The 19,549-nt window shown below is 53.2% G+C and carries 20 protein-coding genes; 15 read left to right on the top strand and 5 right to left on the bottom strand.

From position 1 onward, the window contains the following. Nucleotides 1–101 precede the first annotated feature (101 nt). Nucleotides 102–500 carry a methylmalonyl-CoA epimerase gene (mce, locus tag FW415_RS06355; RefSeq protein WP_148383438.1) on the top strand — a complete coding sequence of 133 codons (399 nt, stop codon included), beginning with the start codon at nt 102–104 and terminating at the stop codon, nt 498–500. A gap of 191 nt (nt 501–691) precedes the next feature. Here the strand turns inward: mce and murF are convergent, their stop codons facing one another. Next, a complete protein-coding gene (murF, locus tag FW415_RS06360) occupies nt 692–1,966 on the bottom strand; it encodes a UDP-N-acetylmuramoyl-tripeptide--D-alanyl-D-alanine ligase (protein WP_148383439.1) in 1,275 nt (424 codons plus the stop codon). A 132-nt stretch (nt 1,967–2,098) separates the two neighbouring features. On the opposite strand from murF, the gene FW415_RS06365 reads away from it, so the two are divergent. From FW415_RS06365 to apaG, 5 genes are all read left to right on the top strand, one after another. Next, nucleotides 2,099–2,470: a hypothetical protein gene (locus tag FW415_RS06365; protein ID WP_148383440.1), complete on the top strand. Its 372-nt coding sequence runs from the start codon at nt 2,099–2,101 to the stop codon at nt 2,468–2,470. A gap of 76 nt (nt 2,471–2,546) precedes the next feature. Continuing rightward, nucleotides 2,547–3,092: a YceI family protein gene (locus FW415_RS06370; RefSeq protein WP_148383441.1), complete on the top strand. Its 546-nt coding sequence runs from the start codon at nt 2,547–2,549 to the stop codon at nt 3,090–3,092. Between the two features lie 13 nt (nt 3,093–3,105). Further along, the gene (locus FW415_RS06375) at nt 3,106–4,032 is read left to right on the top strand and encodes a DUF5777 family beta-barrel protein (protein WP_148383442.1); all 927 of its coding nucleotides are present in this window, start codon (nt 3,106–3,108) and stop codon (nt 4,030–4,032) included. A gap of 93 nt (nt 4,033–4,125) precedes the next feature. Continuing rightward, nucleotides 4,126–4,455: a DUF4157 domain-containing protein gene (locus tag FW415_RS06380; protein WP_148383443.1), complete on the top strand. Its 330-nt coding sequence runs from the start codon at nt 4,126–4,128 to the stop codon at nt 4,453–4,455. 114 nt (nt 4,456–4,569) lie between these two features. Beyond that, nucleotides 4,570–4,956, top strand: coding sequence for a Co2+/Mg2+ efflux protein ApaG (gene apaG / locus FW415_RS06385; protein WP_148383444.1), 387 nt, complete (start codon nt 4,570–4,572; stop codon nt 4,954–4,956). Between the two features lie 19 nt (nt 4,957–4,975). On the opposite strand, the gene FW415_RS06390 is transcribed toward apaG, so the two are convergent. Then, on the bottom strand, nt 4,976–5,998 hold the full coding sequence (locus FW415_RS06390; protein ID WP_148383445.1) for a hypothetical protein: 1,023 nt from the start codon (nt 5,996–5,998) through the stop codon (nt 4,976–4,978). 20 nt (nt 5,999–6,018) lie between these two features. Here FW415_RS06390 and FW415_RS06395 point away from each other — a divergent pair, with 20 nt between their 5' ends. The 9 genes from FW415_RS06395 to FW415_RS06435 all read left to right on the top strand — a co-directional run bounded on the left by FW415_RS06395 (nt 6,019) and on the right by FW415_RS06435 (nt 15,732). Continuing rightward, nucleotides 6,019–6,744, top strand: a complete 726-nt coding sequence (locus FW415_RS06395) for a porin family protein (protein WP_148383446.1) — start codon at nt 6,019–6,021, stop codon at nt 6,742–6,744. Between the two features lie 25 nt (nt 6,745–6,769). Beyond that, nucleotides 6,770–8,437: an NAD+ synthase gene (locus FW415_RS06400; protein WP_148383447.1), complete on the top strand. Its 1,668-nt coding sequence runs from the start codon at nt 6,770–6,772 to the stop codon at nt 8,435–8,437. Nucleotides 8,438–8,477: 40 nt separating this feature from the next. Further along, nucleotides 8,478–9,755, top strand: coding sequence for a serine--tRNA ligase (gene serS / locus FW415_RS06405; RefSeq protein WP_148383448.1), 1,278 nt, complete (start codon nt 8,478–8,480; stop codon nt 9,753–9,755). A gap of 98 nt (nt 9,756–9,853) precedes the next feature. Beyond that, the gene (locus FW415_RS06410) at nt 9,854–10,150 is read left to right on the top strand and encodes a cytochrome c (protein WP_168208693.1); all 297 of its coding nucleotides are present in this window, start codon (nt 9,854–9,856) and stop codon (nt 10,148–10,150) included. 71 nt (nt 10,151–10,221) lie between these two features. After that, the gene (locus FW415_RS06415) at nt 10,222–10,767 is read left to right on the top strand and encodes a GNAT family N-acetyltransferase (RefSeq protein ID WP_148383450.1); all 546 of its coding nucleotides are present in this window, start codon (nt 10,222–10,224) and stop codon (nt 10,765–10,767) included. Between the two features lie 3 nt (nt 10,768–10,770). Further along, a complete protein-coding gene (locus FW415_RS06420; RefSeq protein WP_148383451.1) occupies nt 10,771–11,811 on the top strand; it encodes a M48 family metallopeptidase in 1,041 nt (346 codons plus the stop codon). A gap of 78 nt (nt 11,812–11,889) precedes the next feature. After that, nucleotides 11,890–12,966, top strand: a complete 1,077-nt coding sequence (locus FW415_RS06425) for a ThiF family adenylyltransferase (RefSeq protein ID WP_148383452.1) — start codon at nt 11,890–11,892, stop codon at nt 12,964–12,966. A 104-nt stretch (nt 12,967–13,070) separates the two neighbouring features. Further along, nucleotides 13,071–14,519 (top strand): DUF1800 family protein, encoded by a 1,449-nt coding sequence (locus FW415_RS06430; protein WP_168208694.1) that lies wholly within the window; start codon nt 13,071–13,073, stop codon nt 14,517–14,519. Between the two features lie 10 nt (nt 14,520–14,529). Beyond that, nucleotides 14,530–15,732, top strand: coding sequence for a DUF1501 domain-containing protein (locus tag FW415_RS06435; RefSeq protein WP_148383453.1), 1,203 nt, complete (start codon nt 14,530–14,532; stop codon nt 15,730–15,732). A 148-nt stretch (nt 15,733–15,880) separates the two neighbouring features. Here the strand turns inward: FW415_RS06435 and bla are convergent, their stop codons facing one another. From bla to FW415_RS06450, 3 genes are all read right to left on the bottom strand, one after another. Continuing rightward, entirely contained in the window at nt 15,881–16,822 is a 942-nt protein-coding gene (bla, locus tag FW415_RS06440; protein WP_148383454.1) for a class A beta-lactamase, subclass A2, read from the bottom strand. Nucleotides 16,823–16,922: 100 nt separating this feature from the next. Next, the gene (locus FW415_RS06445) at nt 16,923–17,435 is read right to left on the bottom strand and encodes a hypothetical protein (RefSeq protein WP_148383455.1); all 513 of its coding nucleotides are present in this window, start codon (nt 17,433–17,435) and stop codon (nt 16,923–16,925) included. 24 nt (nt 17,436–17,459) lie between these two features. Next, a complete protein-coding gene (locus tag FW415_RS06450; protein ID WP_148383456.1) occupies nt 17,460–19,529 on the bottom strand; it encodes an OPT family oligopeptide transporter in 2,070 nt (689 codons plus the stop codon). Nucleotides 19,530–19,549 lie beyond the last annotated feature (20 nt).

Genomic DNA, 19,549 nt, shown 5'->3' on the forward strand with positions numbered 1-19,549 from the left:
AGCACTACCACAAATTTACGATATAAGTTCTATTTTTGGCCGGTTGGCACTATTGTAAATCCGATGCCCCGCATAGGCTGCATCTATATTATCTGAAGATTATGCTGAAAGTAGAACATATCGGTATCGCAGTCAGGTCGTTAGCCGTATCTGTACCCTTATTCGAAAAACTGCTGAACACCCCCTGTTACAAAACGGAGGAAGTGGCTTCCGAAGGGGTAACGACGGCTTTCTTTCAGCAGGGGGAAACAAAGATCGAACTGCTGGAATCCGTAAAGGCAGGCAGTGCGGTGGCCAGGTTCCTGGAAAAGAAGGGAGAGGGAGTGCATCATATCGCCTTCGAGGTGGCTGATATTCATGCCGAAATGCAACGGCTGGCAGGCGAAGGCTTCGAGATCATTCATCCGGAGCCCCGCATCGGGGCGGACAATAAGCTGGTTTGTTTTCTCCATCCAAAATCAACGAATGGTGTATTGATAGAGTTGACCCAATCCCGCTGAAAATATTTTTTTGATTTCCCGCAACCTTTTTATCGCCTGCATGTTGTAGATAAGTAGGGAAACCTTACCGTTTGAAGCAATGAATGCAATGCCGAAAGGCTTCATGATACTCTAAAGTTGGCATAGGTTATGAAAACCTGTGGGTTCTTTAACTCGCAGGTTTATTTTTTACCCACACCTGCCGCTGCCGTTCATTCCGGCAATACCTTTTCCATACCCACGCTACGCGAACCTTTCACAAGGAAGCTGGTATCTTCAAAAGCCTGTTGTTCCACCCAACGCCGGGCATCCTCTGCTGTTGGCAGAAAGATGTAAGGATGGCTGATCTTTTCAAAATCACCACCTACCAGTACTACTGCTTTCCAATGGGTTTGCTGCAGCAGTTCCGCCAGTGCCTGGTGTTCATGCAGACTGTCGGCTCCCAGTTCCTTCATGGCGCCCAGCAACAATACTTTGGCCGGGGCATTCAGGCCGGCGAAGTTGGCGATAGCTGCTTTCATGCTGGAAGGATTGGCATTGTAGGCATCCATGATGAAGGTGTTGCTGCCGCGTTGCACGATCTGCGAGCGGTTATTGGAAGGGATGTATTGCTCAATCGAATCGCGGATCTTTTCCGGCGGCACGTTGAAATGCAGGCCGATAGCGATGGCGGCCATCACGTTCGGGAAATTGTAATCGCCCACCAGTTGCGTGGCGATCCTGCCGGTGGCTTTTGTTTCCAGTTCCAGGAGCGCGGTGCCGGCGGCGGGAGTGCCGGTGTAGTCAGCATTTTCCCTGCCGTAGGTGATCACGGTGCCGATGCCTTTGCTCATTTCCACCAGATAAGGATAATCCCGGCAGACAAAAGCCGTGCCGCCGTTGGCGCGCAGGTGATCGTACAATTCGCCTTTGGCCTTGCGTACGCCTTCTTCGCTCCCGAACCCCTCCAGGTGGGCTTTGCCGATATTCGTGATCAGCCCGTGCGTAGGCAATGCCACTTTACAATAACCTTCGATCTCCAGCTGGTGATTGGCGCCCATTTCAATAACAGCCATTTCCGCATCGGGGGGAATCCCCAGGAGGGTGAGCGGCACGCCGATGTGGTTGTTCAGATTCCCGGCGGTGGCATATGTGCGGTAAACGGAACCCAGTACGGTACGTACCATTTCCTTCGTAGTGGTCTTGCCGTTAGTACCGGTAATGCCGATAAAAGGGATGCTGAACTGGCGGCGATGATGGTTCGCAAGTTCCTGCAGTGCCTGCAGGGCATCGGGTACCAGCATCATCTTCTCCGGAACGGTATAAAAAACAGGGTCATCTACTACCGCGTAAGCCGCTCCAGCATCCAGCGCCTGTTGCGCATATCCGTTCCCGTTAAAGTTGGGCCCGCGCAGGGCAAAGAAGATATCACCGGGTTTGAGCTTGCGGGTATCCGTCTGTACAGCCGGATACCGGCGGTACACCTCGTATAGTTGTTCGATGTTCACGGTGTATTGTTTGCCTGCAAAAATAAGAAATGGAATCCCTCGTTTTATTTATATCTTTCCAAGGCAACTGTAGCCCTTGCGGTTGCGTATAAAAATCCTGGAAAACCTGTGTTTCACTAACTCGAAAAATTTATGAGATCTTTTCTGACCGGCCTTGGTTTTATCCTTTGCTGTGCTTATGCCTGGAGTTGTTCATCGGAAAAAGCTCCGGAACCGTCCAATACCGCCTGCGATACGATGATGGTCACCAGTGCGCGTATTTATGCCATTATACAGGCAAGCTGTACGAATTTCAACTGCCATCCCGGTGGCGGCTCACCGGTAGTGGCTGATTTTTCCAGCCTGGCTGAACTGAAGGGTTACATCGGGAGTCATGGTGCAGACTTCCGGCTGCGGATGACCAGCGCCAATGCGGATATGCCGCAGTCGCAGGGCTTTCCGCCCCTGTCCCGCGCAGTACGGGATTCCATTGCCTGCTGGATGGAAAAGGGAATGCCGGACTGAAGGTACAAGACAGAAATTTCGGGATAACCGCGCTAGTGGCGGTATCCTGTATTTAAAGGACAAGATATTCATGCACATGAGATCACTGATCATTTCCGCCATTTTCCTGCTAACGGGCTTTGCGGGTACCGGACAAGACATCTACTCCTGCCGGAACGTCTCGTTCAGCTTCTATTCCAGCGCTCCGATGGAAGATATCGAAGCAAAAACCGCCCGGGGCGTATCCGCCATCAATATCAAAACAAAAGCCGTCTACTTCCAGGTGCAGGTCAATACCTTCCAGTTCAAAAAAAAGCTGATGCAGGAGCATTTCAATGAAAACTACCTGGAAACCGACAAATATCCGTACGCATCATTCAAAGGCAGGATCATTGACAATGCAGATATGACAAAGGATGGTGTCTATCCGGTTACCGTGGAAGGCACGCTCGGCATACATGGGGTGGACAAGATCTATAAAGAAAAGGGTACCGTCACCGTGAGCAACGGCAAGCTGACGGTCAACGCAAAATTCAATGTGCGTGTGGCGGACCACAAGATCAAGATACCCAGCCTGGTCATCAAGAATATCGCAGAAGTGGTGGAAGTGACGGTGAATGGCGTGTATGAACCCGTGAAATAATCAAATCAATAATATGCTGTATTTACGTGTACTGGCTGCCGCGCTGCTGTTATCTCCGGTGGCCCTGGCACAGGATGACCTGAGCGCCTTGTTCGAAAAGGATACGGTGCGCCGCGAACCGGTGATCGCAACTTTTAAAAGCACCCGTATCATCAACGGGCAATCCAATGAGACTTTGGCGAAAGGGGACCTGGACTTCCGGGTGGCCCATCGTTTCGGGGATATCGGCGGGGCCGATGGCGGGAGCAAGACCTTTTTTGGAATGGATAATTCCACGGATATCCGTATCGCATTCGAGTACGGGATCACGGACCGGCTGACGGCCGGCATCTCCCGCGCCAAGGGCAGCGGCAACCATGCTCAGCTGTATGAGGCCATGGGGAAATTCAAAGTGTTGCAGCAAACGATGGATAATCGTATGCCCGTGGGCGTAACATTGTTCGGCAACGCGGTGGTAACGGCCATGAAAAGCAGTACGGATGAGGCGGATGCCAGCTATTTCGGCAATTTCAGCCACCGGATGTCTTATACCGGGCAGGCAGTGATCACCCGCAAATTCGGGAATATGCTGTCCCTGGCGGTATTGCCTACCTACATTCACCGCAACCGCGTCGCATTCATGGATATGAACGATATGTTCGCCCTGGGCCTCGGCGGCCGCCTGCGTTTTTCCAACCGGGTAGCGCTGGTTGTGGACTATTTTCTGCCGTTCCGGGATCAGGCGGGGAGAGATTATTTCGAAGGCCGGGGCATGAAATTCTACAATCCCCTGGGGGTAGGCGTGGAGATCGAGACCGGTGGGCATGTTTTTCATCTCAACTTCACGAACTCCACGGCTACGCTGGAAAACCAGTTCATTCCGGAAACCACTTCCACCTGGATGGACGGGCAATTCAGATGGGGCTTCAATATCTCCCGCAGATTTTCCCTGGGCCGGTAGGGGTAACGATCGGCCGGAAAGCCGCTGACCGGAGCAGGGGGCATGCTCAACGTGGCCATGCCCCGGCACCCATCTAAAATAGTAAATTGCGGGATGGACAATAACATCCATTGCCGCATCCGCGAGAACTCGCTTTTCGCCCGTTTCGCCGCCTGGAAGCTCAAAAGCTCCGGAGCGGCGATCGTTTTCGGGAACGTGATACATCTGTACGGCGTTACCCGCGAGGCCTTTCTGAGAGACCGCCGCTGGGTACGGCACGAGGTTTGCCATGTAAAACAGTACAGGAGATACGGCTACAGGCGCTTTCTGTGGCGGTATGTGGTGGACTGGATCAGGGCCGGGTACTGGAACATCCCCTTCGAAAAAGAGGCCAGGCTGGCCGAAAATAACCCGCGGGAGCTGGACGGCGTGGAAATAACCTAAAGAATCGTTAAATCCATCCCACACATATAAAAAAAAGTTGCAACGCAGTTATTTTCCTTATTTTTACGTTACTGGGTTTATTAGGTTTATTTACTACGTAAAAGGATTGATCTTATGGTAAAGAAGGTCACAGAGGGCATTACCATCAGCGTGGAAACATTCTACCAGCCGGATTATTCCAATCCAATCGGGAGTGAGTTCATGTTTGCGTACCGCATCACTATTGAGAATAACAATACTTTCCCGATCAAACTGTTAAGACGCCACTGGTATATCATAGATTCGAATGGCTCACACCGCGAAGTGGAAGGCGAGGGCGTAGTAGGGGTTCAGCCGTTACTGGCGCCGGGTGAGAGTTATCAGTATGTTTCCGGCTCCAACCTGAGAACGGAGATCGGCAAGATGTACGGAACCTACCAGATGGAAAACCAGCTGAACAAGAAACTGCTGGAAGTAAAGATTCCCGAGTTTCAGATGGTAGTGCCGTTTAAAATGAATTGATTTTTTCCCTGTTGCTTTTTTAAGGCCGGTACCTGGCCTCATTGAATATGCTCATGATCTGCTGCATATTCAGCAATTTTTCCAATGTCACTTCCGGATGTTTTTTCATGTAGGCCTGCACAATGCGGTAGCCCGTGAATGCGCCTATCTGTCCCGGTGCTTCCGCCGGCATCCCCTGGGTAGAGGGGCCTTCACCGAGGTAACGGAGTATGTCCTGCCAATCGCCCGTATAGAGCAGTTTGTGCTGTATGAAGAACTGCCAGATCATTTCTTCATTTTCATTGCAGAAGTCCAGCTGCGCCTTCGTGTACCCCAGGCGCACTTCTTCCGGGGTATCGGGCAGCACCATTTCCAGGAAGTACTGCTGCCGTCCGAGGTCCAGCATCTGCTCTACGAGTTTGCTGCCTTCACTGCGCAGCGGAAAGTATTGCTGATGCAGCACTTTCATCACATTCGGCGCAATATATTCCGGGGTGAAGCGGCGGACGATGTAATCCGGGTAATCGGGCACCAGCCTGTACACCGGGAAATCCGCGCCCATATACATATCCAGTCCGATGCCGAGGGTGGAATCCACCGTTACCGCGCCGTAGTTGCTGATCGCCGAAATGAAGCTGACCACCCGGGGCGCCTTAAATGCAGGAAGGTAATAGCTGGCCAGCCGGAAAGATTGTGTGAGCGAACGCTCCACAGGTTCCATATCCGCGAAATGCGCTTCCACCGAATCCTGCAGATCGCGAAAGTCCCGGTTGCCAAGGAACTGCCGCAGCGGCACCTCCAGGTATTGGCTGGAATCTGACAACCCGCCGAAATTCATGATCTCCCGCAGATACACGGGCAGGAAGTCCGGATACTGTTCCGCCAGCAATTTTATGCCGCTCATCACGTTATTGGTATCGATCCGGAACAGCTGCTGATCGAAGCGTTCCACCGTTACATTAATGGGGATATGGCTCACATCGGGGACGTTCTTCCTGGCCTTGCAGGCGGTAAATATCAAAATGAAATAAAGCGGGATACATTTATTCAGGTAATTTCGCATCGCCTATAAAAACTTTAGAAATGGTAAAAATATTGCATCAGAACGTATTATCGAAATCTTTGATCCTTTTGTTTGCACTGGCAGCCATGGGCAGCAGCGCCAGTGCCCAGCGTTTCAGCGACCATGTTTCCGGCAATATCGGCCGCAAGGTGCGGCTCGGTTTCCGGCTGGACCCCGGCGGGTCCGTTATGCGCCCGCAGGACAACGGTGTAACCCGTAATGGCGGCAGGTTCTATTTCAGCTATGGCGTGCTGGCGGATTTTTATCTCGATGCCAACAGCAACTATGCGCTGGCTACCGGGCTGGGCATCAGTCACATGGGCAGTGTATTGAAATATGATGTGGGAAAGGGGCTGGACAAGTTCAGGGCTGAGCCCACCGAATATGATCTCCGCCTGCAGTACATCGAGATACCCTTTGCACTGAAGCTCAAATCCAATACCGCCGGCGGCATAGGCATATGGGGACAATTCGGCGCCTTTGCCGGTTTCCCGGTACGGGCCCGCGCCAATGTGATCAGCGCCCTGCAGCAATATGAAAAGGAAAATGTGCTGCAGGATATCAACCGCATCAATACCGGCATGCTCATTGGCGCAGGTATCGAATATCCTTTAACGGAAACGCTCACAGCCGTGGCCGGCTTCAACTTCCAGAACGGCTTTACCGATGTCACCAGGAACAAAAAGTGGGATGATGGAAGAGTGAATATGAATGTATTTGCTGTACGCCTGGGCGTTTATTTTTAGACAGGATTCACCGTAACTTTGCCCCATGAAAATATTTTTGGCCCAGCAGAACTACCACATCGGCAACTTCGAAGCCAATACGGCCCGGATCATTTCCGCTATTCAGGAAGCCGCGCAGCAGGGAGCCGACCTTGTGCTTTTCTCCGAGTTGTGCGTCTGCGGCTATCCGCCGAGGGATTTCCTGGAGTTTGAGGATTTCATCGCCAAATGTTATGCCGCCATAGACGAGATCAAAGCCCACACCGGCGAAGTGGCCGTATTGCTCGGCGCACCCTGCAGGAACCCCGTGAAAGAAGGTAAAGATCTGTTCAACGCCGCCTGGTTCCTGTATGAAGGAGAGGTACAGCAGGTGGTGCATAAAACCCTGCTGCCTACCTATGATGTGTTCGATGAGCATCGTTATTTTGAACCGGGATATGAATGGAAGGTGATCCCCTTCAAGGGAAAGAAGCTGGCCGTCACCATCTGCGAAGATATCTGGAACCTGGGCGACAATCCGCTTTACCGCATCTGCCCGATGGATCAGCTGATGGAGCAGCAGCCTGATGTAATGCTGAACCTTTCCGCATCCCCGTTCGATTACGATCATGATGAAAGCCGCAAAGAGATCATCAGGGCGAATGTGCGTAAATACCGGTTGCCGATGTATTACTGCAATACCGTAGGATCGCAGACGGAGATCGTGTTCGACGGCGGCTCCATGGTGTTTGACGCGCAGGGGAACATCGTAAAGGAGTTGCCTTACTTTGAGGAAGCCCTGGACCATGTGGAGCTGGATACGCTGACCGGTGGCGCCGGAGAGGCTGTGTCCGCCCATGCCACCGCCGATCTCTCGGCCCTGGAATTCGATCACAACATCCACCGCATTCATGACGCGATCGTACTGGGCATCCGTGATTATTTCGGGAAGATGGGATTCAAACAGGCCATCCTCGGCTCTTCCGGGGGGATCGACAGCGCGGTGACGCTGGCCCTGGCCTGTAAAGCACTTGGCAGGAAGAACGTGCGCGCCGTGCTGATGCCATCGCCCTATTCCACCGAACATTCGGTGGATGATGCCGTGGCCTTGTCGAAGAACCTGGAGAATCCTTACGACATCATCCGTATCAACAATATTTATGAGAGCTTCCTGGAAACGCTGGACCCTTATTTTATGGGGCTGCCTTTCAACGTAGCCGAAGAAAATACCCAGTCCCGCATCCGGGGAAACCTGCTGATGGCGTTGTCCAACAAATTCGGGTACATCCTGCTCAATACCTCCAATAAAAGCGAGCTGTCCACCGGTTACGGCACCCTGTATGGCGATATGGCCGGCGGTCTCTCCGTGCTCGGAGACGTGTACAAGATGCAGGTATATGCCCTGGCCCGCTACATCAACCGCGGGCGGGAGGTCATCCCGGTGAATATCATCGATAAAGCCCCTTCCGCCGAATTGCGCCCCAACCAGAAGGACAGCGACAGCCTGCCGGACTATGCCGTGCTGGACAGGATACTGTACCAGTACATTGAAAGACGCCAGGGGCCGCGCGAGATCATCGAACAGGGCTTTGATGCGGCACTGGTGGCAAGGGCGCTGAAACTGGTGAATACCAATGAATACAAGCGCAACCAGTTCTGCCCCATTATCCGCGTATCATCAAAAGCCTTCGGCGTAGGCCGCCGGGTGCCGATCGTAGGGAAATATTTGAGTTAAGGGAGAAGCCCGTTATCTTTGTCCAAATTCAACAGTAATAATGTTACAGGTACAATTTATTCGTCAAAACAAGGAATTGGTGCTGGAAAGGCTTGCGCTCAAACATTTTTCAGAGCCGGGCCTCGTGGAGGAGATCATAACGCTGGACGACCGGCGGAAGAAGCTGACACTGGAATATGATGAAACCCAGGCGAAAGTGAATGCGGCATCGAAGGAGATCGGAAAACTGATGGCATCGGGAGACAAGGCTGCCGCCGAAGCCCGCAAGCAGGATGTAGCGAACTATAAACAGGCCCTTGGCCCGATTGACGAATCATTGCGATCCACCGAACAATTATTGCAGGACACGCTTGTGAAGCTGCCCAATCTCCCCGGGCCGCAGGTGCCTGCCGGCAAAACGCCGGAAGATAATGTGGAAGTGTGCGGCGGTGGCAGCAAACCATCCCTGTATGAAGGGGCGGTGCCGCATTGGGACCTGGCAAAGACCTATGATCTGATAGATTTCGAACTGGGCAACAAGATCACCGGCAGCGGATTTCCCGTGTACAAGAACAGGGGCGCGCGGCTGCAAAGGGCCCTGATCAGCTATTTCCTGGACTATAATACCGCTAACGGCTACACGGAAGTAACGCCGCCGTATATGGTGAATGAAGCTTCCGCCTATGGCACCGGACAGCTGCCGGACAAGGAAGGGCAGATGTACCACGTAACAGCGGATAACTTCTACCTGATCCCCACCGCCGAAGTGCCGGTAACGAATATCTACCGGGACGAGATATTGAAGGAAGCGGAGCTGCCGGTAAAGATGACGGCCTACACCCCCTGTTTCAGAAGGGAAGCCGGCTCCTATGGCAAAGATGTGCGCGGGCTCAACCGCCTGCATCAGTTTGAAAAGGTGGAGCTGGTACAGCTTGTTCGTCCAGACCAGTCCTACGCCGTGCTGGAGGAAATGGTGGCCCATGTAGAGCAGCTGATCATTTCGCTTGGTTTACCCTACCGCATCCTGAACCTCTGTGGCGGCGATATGAGCTTTACCTCCGCACAGACCTACGATTTTGAAGTGTATTCCGCTGCGCAGGATAAATGGCTGGAAGTAAGCTCCGTGTCCAACTTTGAAAGTTATCAGACCAACCGGATGAAGATCCGTTATAAAGATGAAAACGGGAAGAACCAGCTGCTGCATTCCCTGAATGGCAGCTCACTGGCGCTGCCCAGGATACTGGCCTGCCTGCTGGAGAATAACCAGACAAAAGAAGGTATTCTGCTGCCGGAAGTGCTGCACCGGTATTTCGGAAGCGACCGCATAAGCAACGGATAAGGATAGATCATCGTATTAAATATAAAAGCGTACCGGCAAACCCGGTACGCTTTTTGGTTTTTTAATGTTATTTTACGGAAGGTCTTAAAATGCAAATTATGAAAACACTAGGTCTGATTATGCTGGTGGCTATTGTTCTGGCAGGTTGTGCCATGGGCCTTAACCCCAAGAATACCGCGAAAGTGGAAGCTGCTTTTGCGAAGTATGAGGAATCGGAGGGCAAATCCGTTTTTCGCGAAAAATGTGCAAAATGCCACGGGTACATGCTGCCCGAAACCCGCACTGCGGAAAAGTGGCCGAACATTCTTGACCGGATGGCGAAGAAAGCAAAGTTAACGGACGACCAGAAATCGGCCGTGCTGGCATTCGTGACCGCACATGCCAAAGCCTCCTGATTTGGGTGGCCCCGAACTTACCAAAGGCGGCTGAGGCCGCCTTTTTTATTGACATACCATTATATTTGTGCATGCGCCATTTCCTTCCCAATGGTAAACAGCTTGTCATCCGGCCGCCGGAGGTCCGCGATGCGCAGGGCTGCCTGGATTGTTTTCTGCAGCTCACGCAGGAAACGGACTTCCTGTTATACACGCATGAAGAAGCAAAAGCTTTTGACCTGCATGCGGAAGAGGCGTTCATCGCCTCTTATGTGAACCATCCCAATCATCTCTTCCTTGTAGCGGATGTGGAAGGCGAGATCGTTGGCACCCTGACGCTGAACCAGTACAAATTCAGAAAGCAGCAGCATACGGCGCTGCTGGGCATTGCCGTGCTGCATAAATACTGGAATATGGGCATTGGCAGGCGTTTGCTCACCGCGGCTATCCGATGGGTGGAAGAACATCCGTCCATTGCCGTGATCCATTTTGAAGTATTGGCCAACAATGAAAGGGCCATTCAGCTATACCGCAATTTCAACTTCTCCGAACATGGCCGCATTCCCCAGGCGATCCGGCAGCCCGATGGCAGCTGGGTGGACCTGGTGGTGATGAGCAAACGCATCAAACCCCTGTGACCCATGCAGCGATTCGAAGGTTTTTACAGTTATGATTCGCGGGACAATGTTCAGCAGGCGATAGTAACGGTATCGAACAAACGGGTAGAGATACACCTGAAAGATGCACATGGCAATCCGCGTGTGGTGCATTGGTACTGGCATAATGTGCAGAAGGGCCAGGGCCCCGATTGGCATCATACCGGTCTTCCGCAGCAAACCCTGCGCATAGCGGATACCGCCTTCGGAAACATCATGGAGAAGCAGCTGTCGAAGAAACGGCGTAACCCGGCGATCCCTTTTTTACTGGGGCTGGGCGCATTCCTGATCGCCTTGCTGCTGGCGGCTTATTGCTGGCTGATCCCTTTCCTGGCAGCACGCGCGGCGAACGCCTTGCCCGTGGAATATGAAGTGGAGATGGGAGAGCATGCCTACAATGCCCTGATCGGTGAATTCAAAGTCAATGATACACAAACGGTGAAGGTGAACCGCTTCTTCGAAGCATTGCACATCGCTTCGAAATACCCGGTAAAGATCACGGTGGTGGAGGAGGAACAGGTGAACGCCTTTGCGGTGCCGGGCGGGCATATTGTGGTGTTCACGGGGCTGCTGGACCGGATGTCGCGCCCCGAAGAACTGGCGGCCCTGCTGGCGCACGAGTTCTCCCACATCGAAAAACGCCATACCACCCGTTCCCTGTTGCAGGGGCTCGGCACCTATACGATGATCAGTCTTGTCTTCGGCGACCTTTCCGGCATTGCGGCCGTGGTGGCGGAGAACGCCCATACCCTCCGGCATCTCGAATACTCCCGCTCCCTCGAAAAGGAAGCAGATCTGAACGGGCTGGCACTGCTGGAAGCACGGCATATCAGCGGCGAAGGGTATATTCAATTGTTCCGCACGCTGCAAAAAGGAGCCGGCGCTGCACCTTCCGAATGGCTGAGCAGCCATCCGGACCTGGACAACCGGATCAGCTACGTGAAGGAACGGCTGAAAGATCCGCCTCCTGCAAAAATTTCCGGGGAGCTGGAAGCTATCTGGCTGGATATCAGCACGGGCCGTTGATTCCCCGGCCCGCAATTCCGTTACAGCATCATTCACCTGTTGACAGCGTCCAAAAAAATTACGAAATTAGCCCTCGATATGGATCGCTATGACCGACAAACACGCCTGAATGGTTTTGGGCCCGAAAAACAGGAGATGCTTTGCAATGCTGCCGTACTGGTAGTGGGAGCAGGGGGGCTCGGGGTGCCGGTATTGCAATATCTTACGGCAATGGGCGTCGGCACGATAGGGATCGTGGAGCAGGATACGGTTTCCGTGACCAATCTTCAAAGACAGGTGATCTATCGTACGGACGATGAAGGGAAACCGAAATTGCAGACGGCCATCTCCAGGCTGGAAGCCCTGAACCCCAATGTACAATTCAACCCTCATCCGGCTTATCTTTCAACTGCCAATGCATTGGAGATCATCGGGCAATACGACGTGGTGATCGACTGCAGCGATAATTTCGGCACACGTTATCTCGTGAATGATGCCTGTGTAATACTGGGCAAGCCTTTTGTATCCGGTTCCATTTTTGAATATGAAGGGCAGGTGAGCGTATTCAATTACAAAGGCAGCGCCACTTACCGTTGTCTTTTTCCCGTTCCGGGCGATGCGCCGGATTGTAATGCCATTGGCGTACTGGGCGTGCTGCCGGGTATCATCGGCTGTTACCAGGCCAATGAGACGGTGAAAGTGATCTGCGGGATAGGGGAACCGCTCACCAATCAGCTGTTAAGCATCAATATACTGGATAACATCCACCAGATCTTTACCTATCAGACGATATCCGCCAATCTCCGGATCAGCGAACTGCAGGATAGTTATGGGGACAGCGTGTGCGATCCCGTGACGATGGAGCTGCTGACCGTTAAGGAATTGCAGCAGTGGCTGGAGAACGGCCACGACTTCCTGCTGGTGGACGTACGGGAGAAGGATGAATGGGACATCTGTCATATTGATGGCGCCGTGCACATCCCCATGCGCCGGGTGGAAGCCTCCGTGTCCAGCCTCTCCAAGAAAAAACCGGTGGCGGTGATCTGCCATCATGGTATGCGCAGCAAGGCCGTAGCGCAGCTGCTCGTACAGGTGGGCTTCAGCGAAGTGTACAATGTTACCGGCGGTATTCATGCCTGGGCGAGTGAAATTGACCCGGGAATGGCCACCTACTGACCCCAAACTACTCATCTGGAATGAATTTTGCACTTTTCATCGTGACCGGTTGTTCGCCGGTTAAACCTTCTGTTTATCCTGCCGTCTCATTGTAAATCTTTTTTATGGCTCCTGTTCCCGAACACATACAACTGCAGCACCTGGGCTGGAGGGCGGGCTTTGGCGAAAGCCTCCCGGTGATCCGCACCTGGGCAAAAAAACGACGCCGGGAAGTCGTCCGGAAATTGGTCCTCGGTCCCGAATCCGCGCCGGAACCCGTACGGGTGGTAGATGAAACAGATCTGCCGGATTACAAAAAACTGCGGAACATGGGCGCCGAAGAACGGAGGGCCCTTCAACGCATGAACGCAAACGGCATTAAAGACCTGAATGTGCTGTGGACGCATGCGATGATCAGCAGCGCGCATCCGCTGCGGGAAAAAATGGGCCTTTTCTGGCATGGCCATTTCGCCTGCAGGACGCAGAACGTGCTTTTCAACCAGCAACTGCTGCAGGTCATCCGCCAGCACGGGCTGGGCAACTTCGGCACATTGCTGACGGAAGTATCCAAAACTCCCGCCATGCTCGCTTTCCTGAATAACCAGCAGAACAGGAAGCAAAGACCGAACGAAAATTTCGCGCGGGAGGTGATGGAGCTTTTCACCATGGGACAGGGCAATTACACGGAAAAAGATATCAAAGAGGCCGCGCGGGCCTTCACCGGCTGGTCCTTTGATGCAGCCGGACAATTCAGGTTCAGGAAGAATGTGCATGATGAAGGCAGCAAGACGATCCTTGGTAAAACCGGCCACTTCAACGGTGACGACGTGATCAAAATTCTGCTGGAGCAAAAACAGACCGCCAGGTACATTACCGGGAAAATATACCGCTACTTTGTCAATGAAGAACAGCCGGATGACAAGCATATCGCGCAGCTGGCGGACAAATTCTATCAATCGGGTTACGACCTCCGCGCGTTGATGCAGGAGATATTTACGGCGGACTGGTTCTATGATGAAAAAAATGTAGGTAGCCGCATCAAGTCCCCGGTAGAACTGCTGATCGGCCTGCGAAGGGCCATTCCCATGCAGTTTGAGCAGGAGGAGGCCATGCTGGTGTTCCAGCGCGTGATGGGGCAGACCCTGTTCTATCCCCCCAATGTGGCCGGCTGGCCGGGCGGGCGCAACTGGATAGACAGCTCCAGCCTCATGTTCAGGATGCGGGTACCGCAGATCATCCTCTACTCCCAGGAACTGAACATCAAACCGAAAGAGATCACCCCCGAAATGGAAGAAGGGCAGAACTACAGAATGACCATGCAGGTGAATGAATTCCTGAGACGGCAATATGCCCGTAAGGTGAATGCGAATATCGACTGGACAGCCTACATCGAAGGATACAAAGATGTGCCGCGGGAGCAGCTGGCGGACCAGATCGCACAATCCCTGCTGGTAAAGAACGGGAATATCGATAAACAACTGCTCGAAAAATATTCAGACAGCTCCAGCCGGGAGAACTATATCAAAACGGTGACCATCGATGTGATGAGCACACCGGAATATCAACTCTGTTAAATCTGCTTTTATGACCTTACATCTCAACAGGCGCCGGTTTTTGCAGGTAGGCTCGCTCGCTTCCGCCAGCCTGATGCTGCCCCGTTTCCTCAAAGCCATGGAGCAGGGAAATATGGTGCCCCCCGGCAATAAAGTGCTGGTGGTGGTGCAGCTCTCCGGCGGGAACGATGGTCTCAATACCGTGATCCCTTACCGCAACGATATTTATTACAAATTACGCCCGCAGCTGGGCATTAAACGGGAAAATGCGCTGGCGCTGAATGATGAACTGGGCATTCACCCTTCGCTGGACGCCTTCAAATCATTCTACGATGATGGTGCGCTGGGCGTGCTGAACAGCGTGGGATACCCGAACCCCAACCGCTCGCATTTCCGCTCCATGGATATCTGGCAAAGCGCCAGTGATGCCGAAGAGCACTGGAGCACAGGCTGGCTCGGCCGTTACCTGGATGTGCAGTGCAAGGACTGCGGAAAACCCACGCAGGCCCTGGAGATCGATGATACGCTCAGCCTCGCCATGAAAGGGGATGATGTAAAAGGCCTTGCCCTCACCGATCCCAACCGGCTTTTTGGCGCCAGCAATGCCAGGTACTTCCGGGAATTGCTGGAAAGGCAGCATGCGGACGAGCATCAGAATGTAGGCTATCTGTATAAAACGATGGCGGAAACCATGTCATCCGCTGCTTACATCCAGCAACAATTCAAAACGTACAAAAGTAGGGAATCCTATCCCAATTCCGAGCTGGGGCGCAATATGAAGACGATTGCCGAGTTGATCATGACAGACATCAATACCAGCGTGTATTACGTTTCACATGGCAGCTTTGATACGCACGTAGGGCAGGAAGGGCAGCAGAAACGTTTGTTCACCCAACTGAATGATGCGTTGAAAGTTTTTGTGAGCGACCTGAAAAAGAATCACCGTTTCCAGGATGTGCTGGTGATGACGTTCTCCGAATTCGGGCGGCGTGTAGGGCAGAACGCCAGCGGCGGTACGGATCATGGCACTGCGAACAACATGTTCCTGATCGGTGGCGGGCTGAAGGAAAAAGGAGTGCTGAATGAGGGGCCGGACCTGCATCATTTGCAGGATGGCGACCTGCAGTACAAAGTGGATTTCAAGAGCGTGTATGCCACCCTGCTGAAAAAGTGGCTGGGAGCGGATGACCGGATGATCCTGAAAAAGGAGTACGAACATTTGACCTTTATATAGCGGAGGGAATGCTGTATAGACCTTTCCGCAAAACGGCAAGAGGGTGTATCAAATGCGATACACCCTCTTTTTATTCTGGTACCTGATGGGTAGTTATTTCAGCGATGCGCAGGACCTTTGGTTATTCCTGATACATCTTCTCTTCCGTTTACCGTACAGCTTTATCGAATGCAGCTTTCGCTATTTGCGCGATAGTGGCTTCCCGCGTGGCTTCATCGGATTTTGCGTTCATCACATATACGACAACGGCAAGTTTCTGGCCATTGGGCAGGAGGATAATGCCGGCATCGTTGGTGGCGGCGGCAATGCCGTCCCTTGTGCCGGAGGTGCCTGTTTTATGGGCAACCTGCACGCCTTCCGGCAGCAGGCCCTTGAGACGTTTGGGACCGGTACTGGTTTTGAGCATGATGTCCCACAGAAAATCATTGCTGGTCTTTGACAATGCAGTGCCTTTGTTGAGGATGTCCAGCAGCTGCACCATGGCGGAAGGGGCGCAGAAATTGGTGAACTGTACATCCCATGCTGTTGCCATCTTTGCTTCACTGGCCACGATGGCGATCTCTTTTACGCCAAGGCCATGCACATAATCATTGATCACAGCTTCACCGCCGGCAAGGTCTATCAGGAAGTCGCAGGCGATGTTATCGCTCTGGGATACCATGTATTCCAGCAATTGCGCCAGCGTCTGGTCAATGTTGCCATCAGGGAAAGCATCCCGGAGCGGGCTCCAGGTATTCGGGACCATCCATTTCTTATCGATATAGATCTTCTGGTCCAGTTTGAGCTTGCCTTCATCTACCTGATGCAGAATGGCCATGGCGATGGGGAATTTGAAAACGCTCTGCATCGGGTACACGGGATCGTTCTGGAAGAAGAGGGTATCCCGGGTATCGAGGTTCATGATCCCTGCGCCTATTGTGCCGCCGGAGCGGGCTGCAATGGCCGCGATCTCGCTTCGCAGCGAATCGTTGAGTTTCGATGGGCTGGCAGCAGCGGCATCAGTAGAATCGGCGGAATTGTTTTTAGTGGCAGGCGCATTGCAGGCAGCCATCATCAGTAGTGTTACGGCGGATATCGCAGTCAGCTTCATATAGTCAGATTAACGGTGTTTGGGAGCATCAAGATAAAAAAAAGGTCATCACGATGTATCGCGATGACCAATATAATCTGGATTTTTTTCAGAAGACCTGTCAGGGATAATTCCTGTACACGACTTTAAAATATCCGTCCCTGATCTGTTTCAGACTTCCATCATCCAGGCTTACCAGTGTGCCGTTGAATTGCCCCACCACCACGGAATCTTTCAGTTCATGAATGGTCACGGTCAGTTCTCCGAACTGATCGTCCGCCGTGATCAGTTCGAACGAAGGATTCATTTCCATCAGCATGGCAGTGCCCGGCGTTGTGTTCCGGTACACGCCCGGAGTGATGGCCGGCAGCGGTGTGGTGACGCGGATATTGATCACATCTTTCTGATAGCTGTACCCGGTGATCAGCAGCTCCGCATGATCATTGTCCGGGTCCGTATCTGTGAGGATGCCGGGTGCATAATAGGCGCGATGGGTCTGCTCCGATAGCACTACTGCGTCATCCATTTTAAAGGAGATGAATTTACGCCGTGGCGCCACATCTTCGTCTGACTTGCAGGCGGCCAGCAGCAGCAGGGAAGCGATCACGCCTGTGATGGGCAAAGTCTTTGGCATAGGATAATACCGTTTTATGAATAACTATAACTTGTCGATCGATGTTTGCTTTTGTCTGCCGATGCGGTACAGGGTGTAACCCATTACAGCAAAGAACAGCACGCCGAGCAACTGGTAACCGCCGCTTCCCAGGAAACGGCTCAGTCCGTGTTCCGCATTTACTTTCGCCAGACCGCCAGCTACGTTGTCGTTCACCGAAAGGATCGCTACGATCACACCGGCTACGGCGCCGCCAGCTACCAGTCCTGTTGCAAAGAGGTTGCCCTTGCCCAGTTCTTCTTCCTCAGCGCTCAGCTGCACACCGGAACGCTTCTGTTTCCATTCCACCAGCCCGCGGATGGCGCCGCCGATGAAAATGGGGAGCGTGGTGGCCAGCGGAAGATATGCGCCTACGGCGAAGGACAGGGATTTCACACCGCAAAGCTCCAGGGTAATGGCGATGAATACGCCCACCAGCACAAACTGCCAGTCGAGGTTGAAGGACAATATGCCTTTAACCAGTGTCGCCATCAAAGTAGCCTGCGGGGCGGCATATTTTTCCGTACCAATAGCATGTTTGATGCCCTGTGCGGCCATTTCCGCTGTCGGCGTATCCAGTATATGCACCGTCCACCCGATCACCAGCGAAGATACGATCGCTCCGATGAATAACGCTATTTGCTGGTTTTTTGGTGTGGCACCCACGATATATCCTGATTTCAGGTCCTGCGAGGTGGCGCCGGCGTTGGCTGCCGCGATGCAGATCATGCCACCTACCACCAGGGCCATCGGTTCGAATACTTTGCCCGTCCATCCCACGGAAATGAAGATCAGGCAGGTGCCCATGATGGTAGCGATGGTCATGCCCGAAATCGGATTGTTGCTGCTGCCGATCAGGCCAACAATGCGACTGCTCACGGTTACGAAGAAGGCGCCGAAGATCACCACCAGCAGGCCTATCAGCAGCTTGTTCCAGATCGAGTCCCCCGGCAGCTGCGGCAGGAAGGCCATCAGCAGAATGAGGGCGATGCTGCCGAAGATCACCACTTTGAAAGAGATATCTTTTTCTGTTCTGGGCACGGCATTGGCCTGATTTTTTTCTTTGAGTGACCCGAGGCTGTCCCGGAAGGAAGATACGATGGTGGGGATGGTTTTCAGGAGGGTAATAAAACCGCCTGCCGCTACGGCGCCTGCGCCGATCTGTTTGACGTAGGCCTGGTAGATGGCAGAGGAGTAGTCCCCGAAAGTGCGGGTAGCCGGGTCCCATCCGCCGCTGCCGCCTGCGGTATTAAGGTCCGCCAGCATTCCGAGCTTTACCAGCTGGGCCGCGATCACCTCTCCCGGAATGAGTGAAGCCAGCAGGGGGATCAGGCAAAGCCAGGCCAGCACCCCACCAGCCACCAGCACCCCGGCGATGCGGGGGCCGATGATGTATCCCACACCGAGGTATTCCGGCGTGATCTCGCCGCTGACCTTTGCGGAGGGGAAAATTTTATTGGCCTGCCTTGTCATGAACGTCGGCACTTCGGCGATCACATGCAGTACTTTTTGCAACAGGGCGTAAGCCAGGGCAAAGCCAAGTCCAAGGAAAGCCGTTTTGGCGAATTCGCCGCCTTTTTCGCCGGCTTTGAGCACGGAGCCGCAGGCGGTACCTTCAGGGTATGGCAGGGTATCATGCTCTTTCACGATGAGGGAACGCCGCAGGGGGATCATCATCAGTGTGCCGAGAATGCCGCCGAAAATGGCGAGTATCAGGATGGTAACGTAATCGAAATAAGCTTCTCCGGTGCTGACACCCAGTTCATTAGCGGAGAGGAACAGGAATCCCGGAAGGGTGAACACTACCCCCGCAGCGATGGATTCCCCCGCGGAACCGGTGGTCTGAATGATGTTATTCTCCAGGATAGTGGTTTTGAAGAACTTCCGGCCCAGGGTGATGGCGATCACGGCGATGGGTATGGACGCCGAAACCGTCAGTCCCGCCTTGAGGGCCAGGTACACCGTGGCGGCGCCGAAGATCACGCCTGCAATACATCCGAGGAGGATGGATTTAAGGGTCAGTTCTTTCATTTTGACTTCCGGCGCTACAAAGGGCTTGAATTTGGTGGATGACATACAGGAAGTTGTTGGTGGAT

The organism is Chitinophaga sp. XS-30 (assembly GCF_008086345.1).
Classification (GTDB): domain Bacteria; phylum Bacteroidota; class Bacteroidia; order Chitinophagales; family Chitinophagaceae; genus Chitinophaga.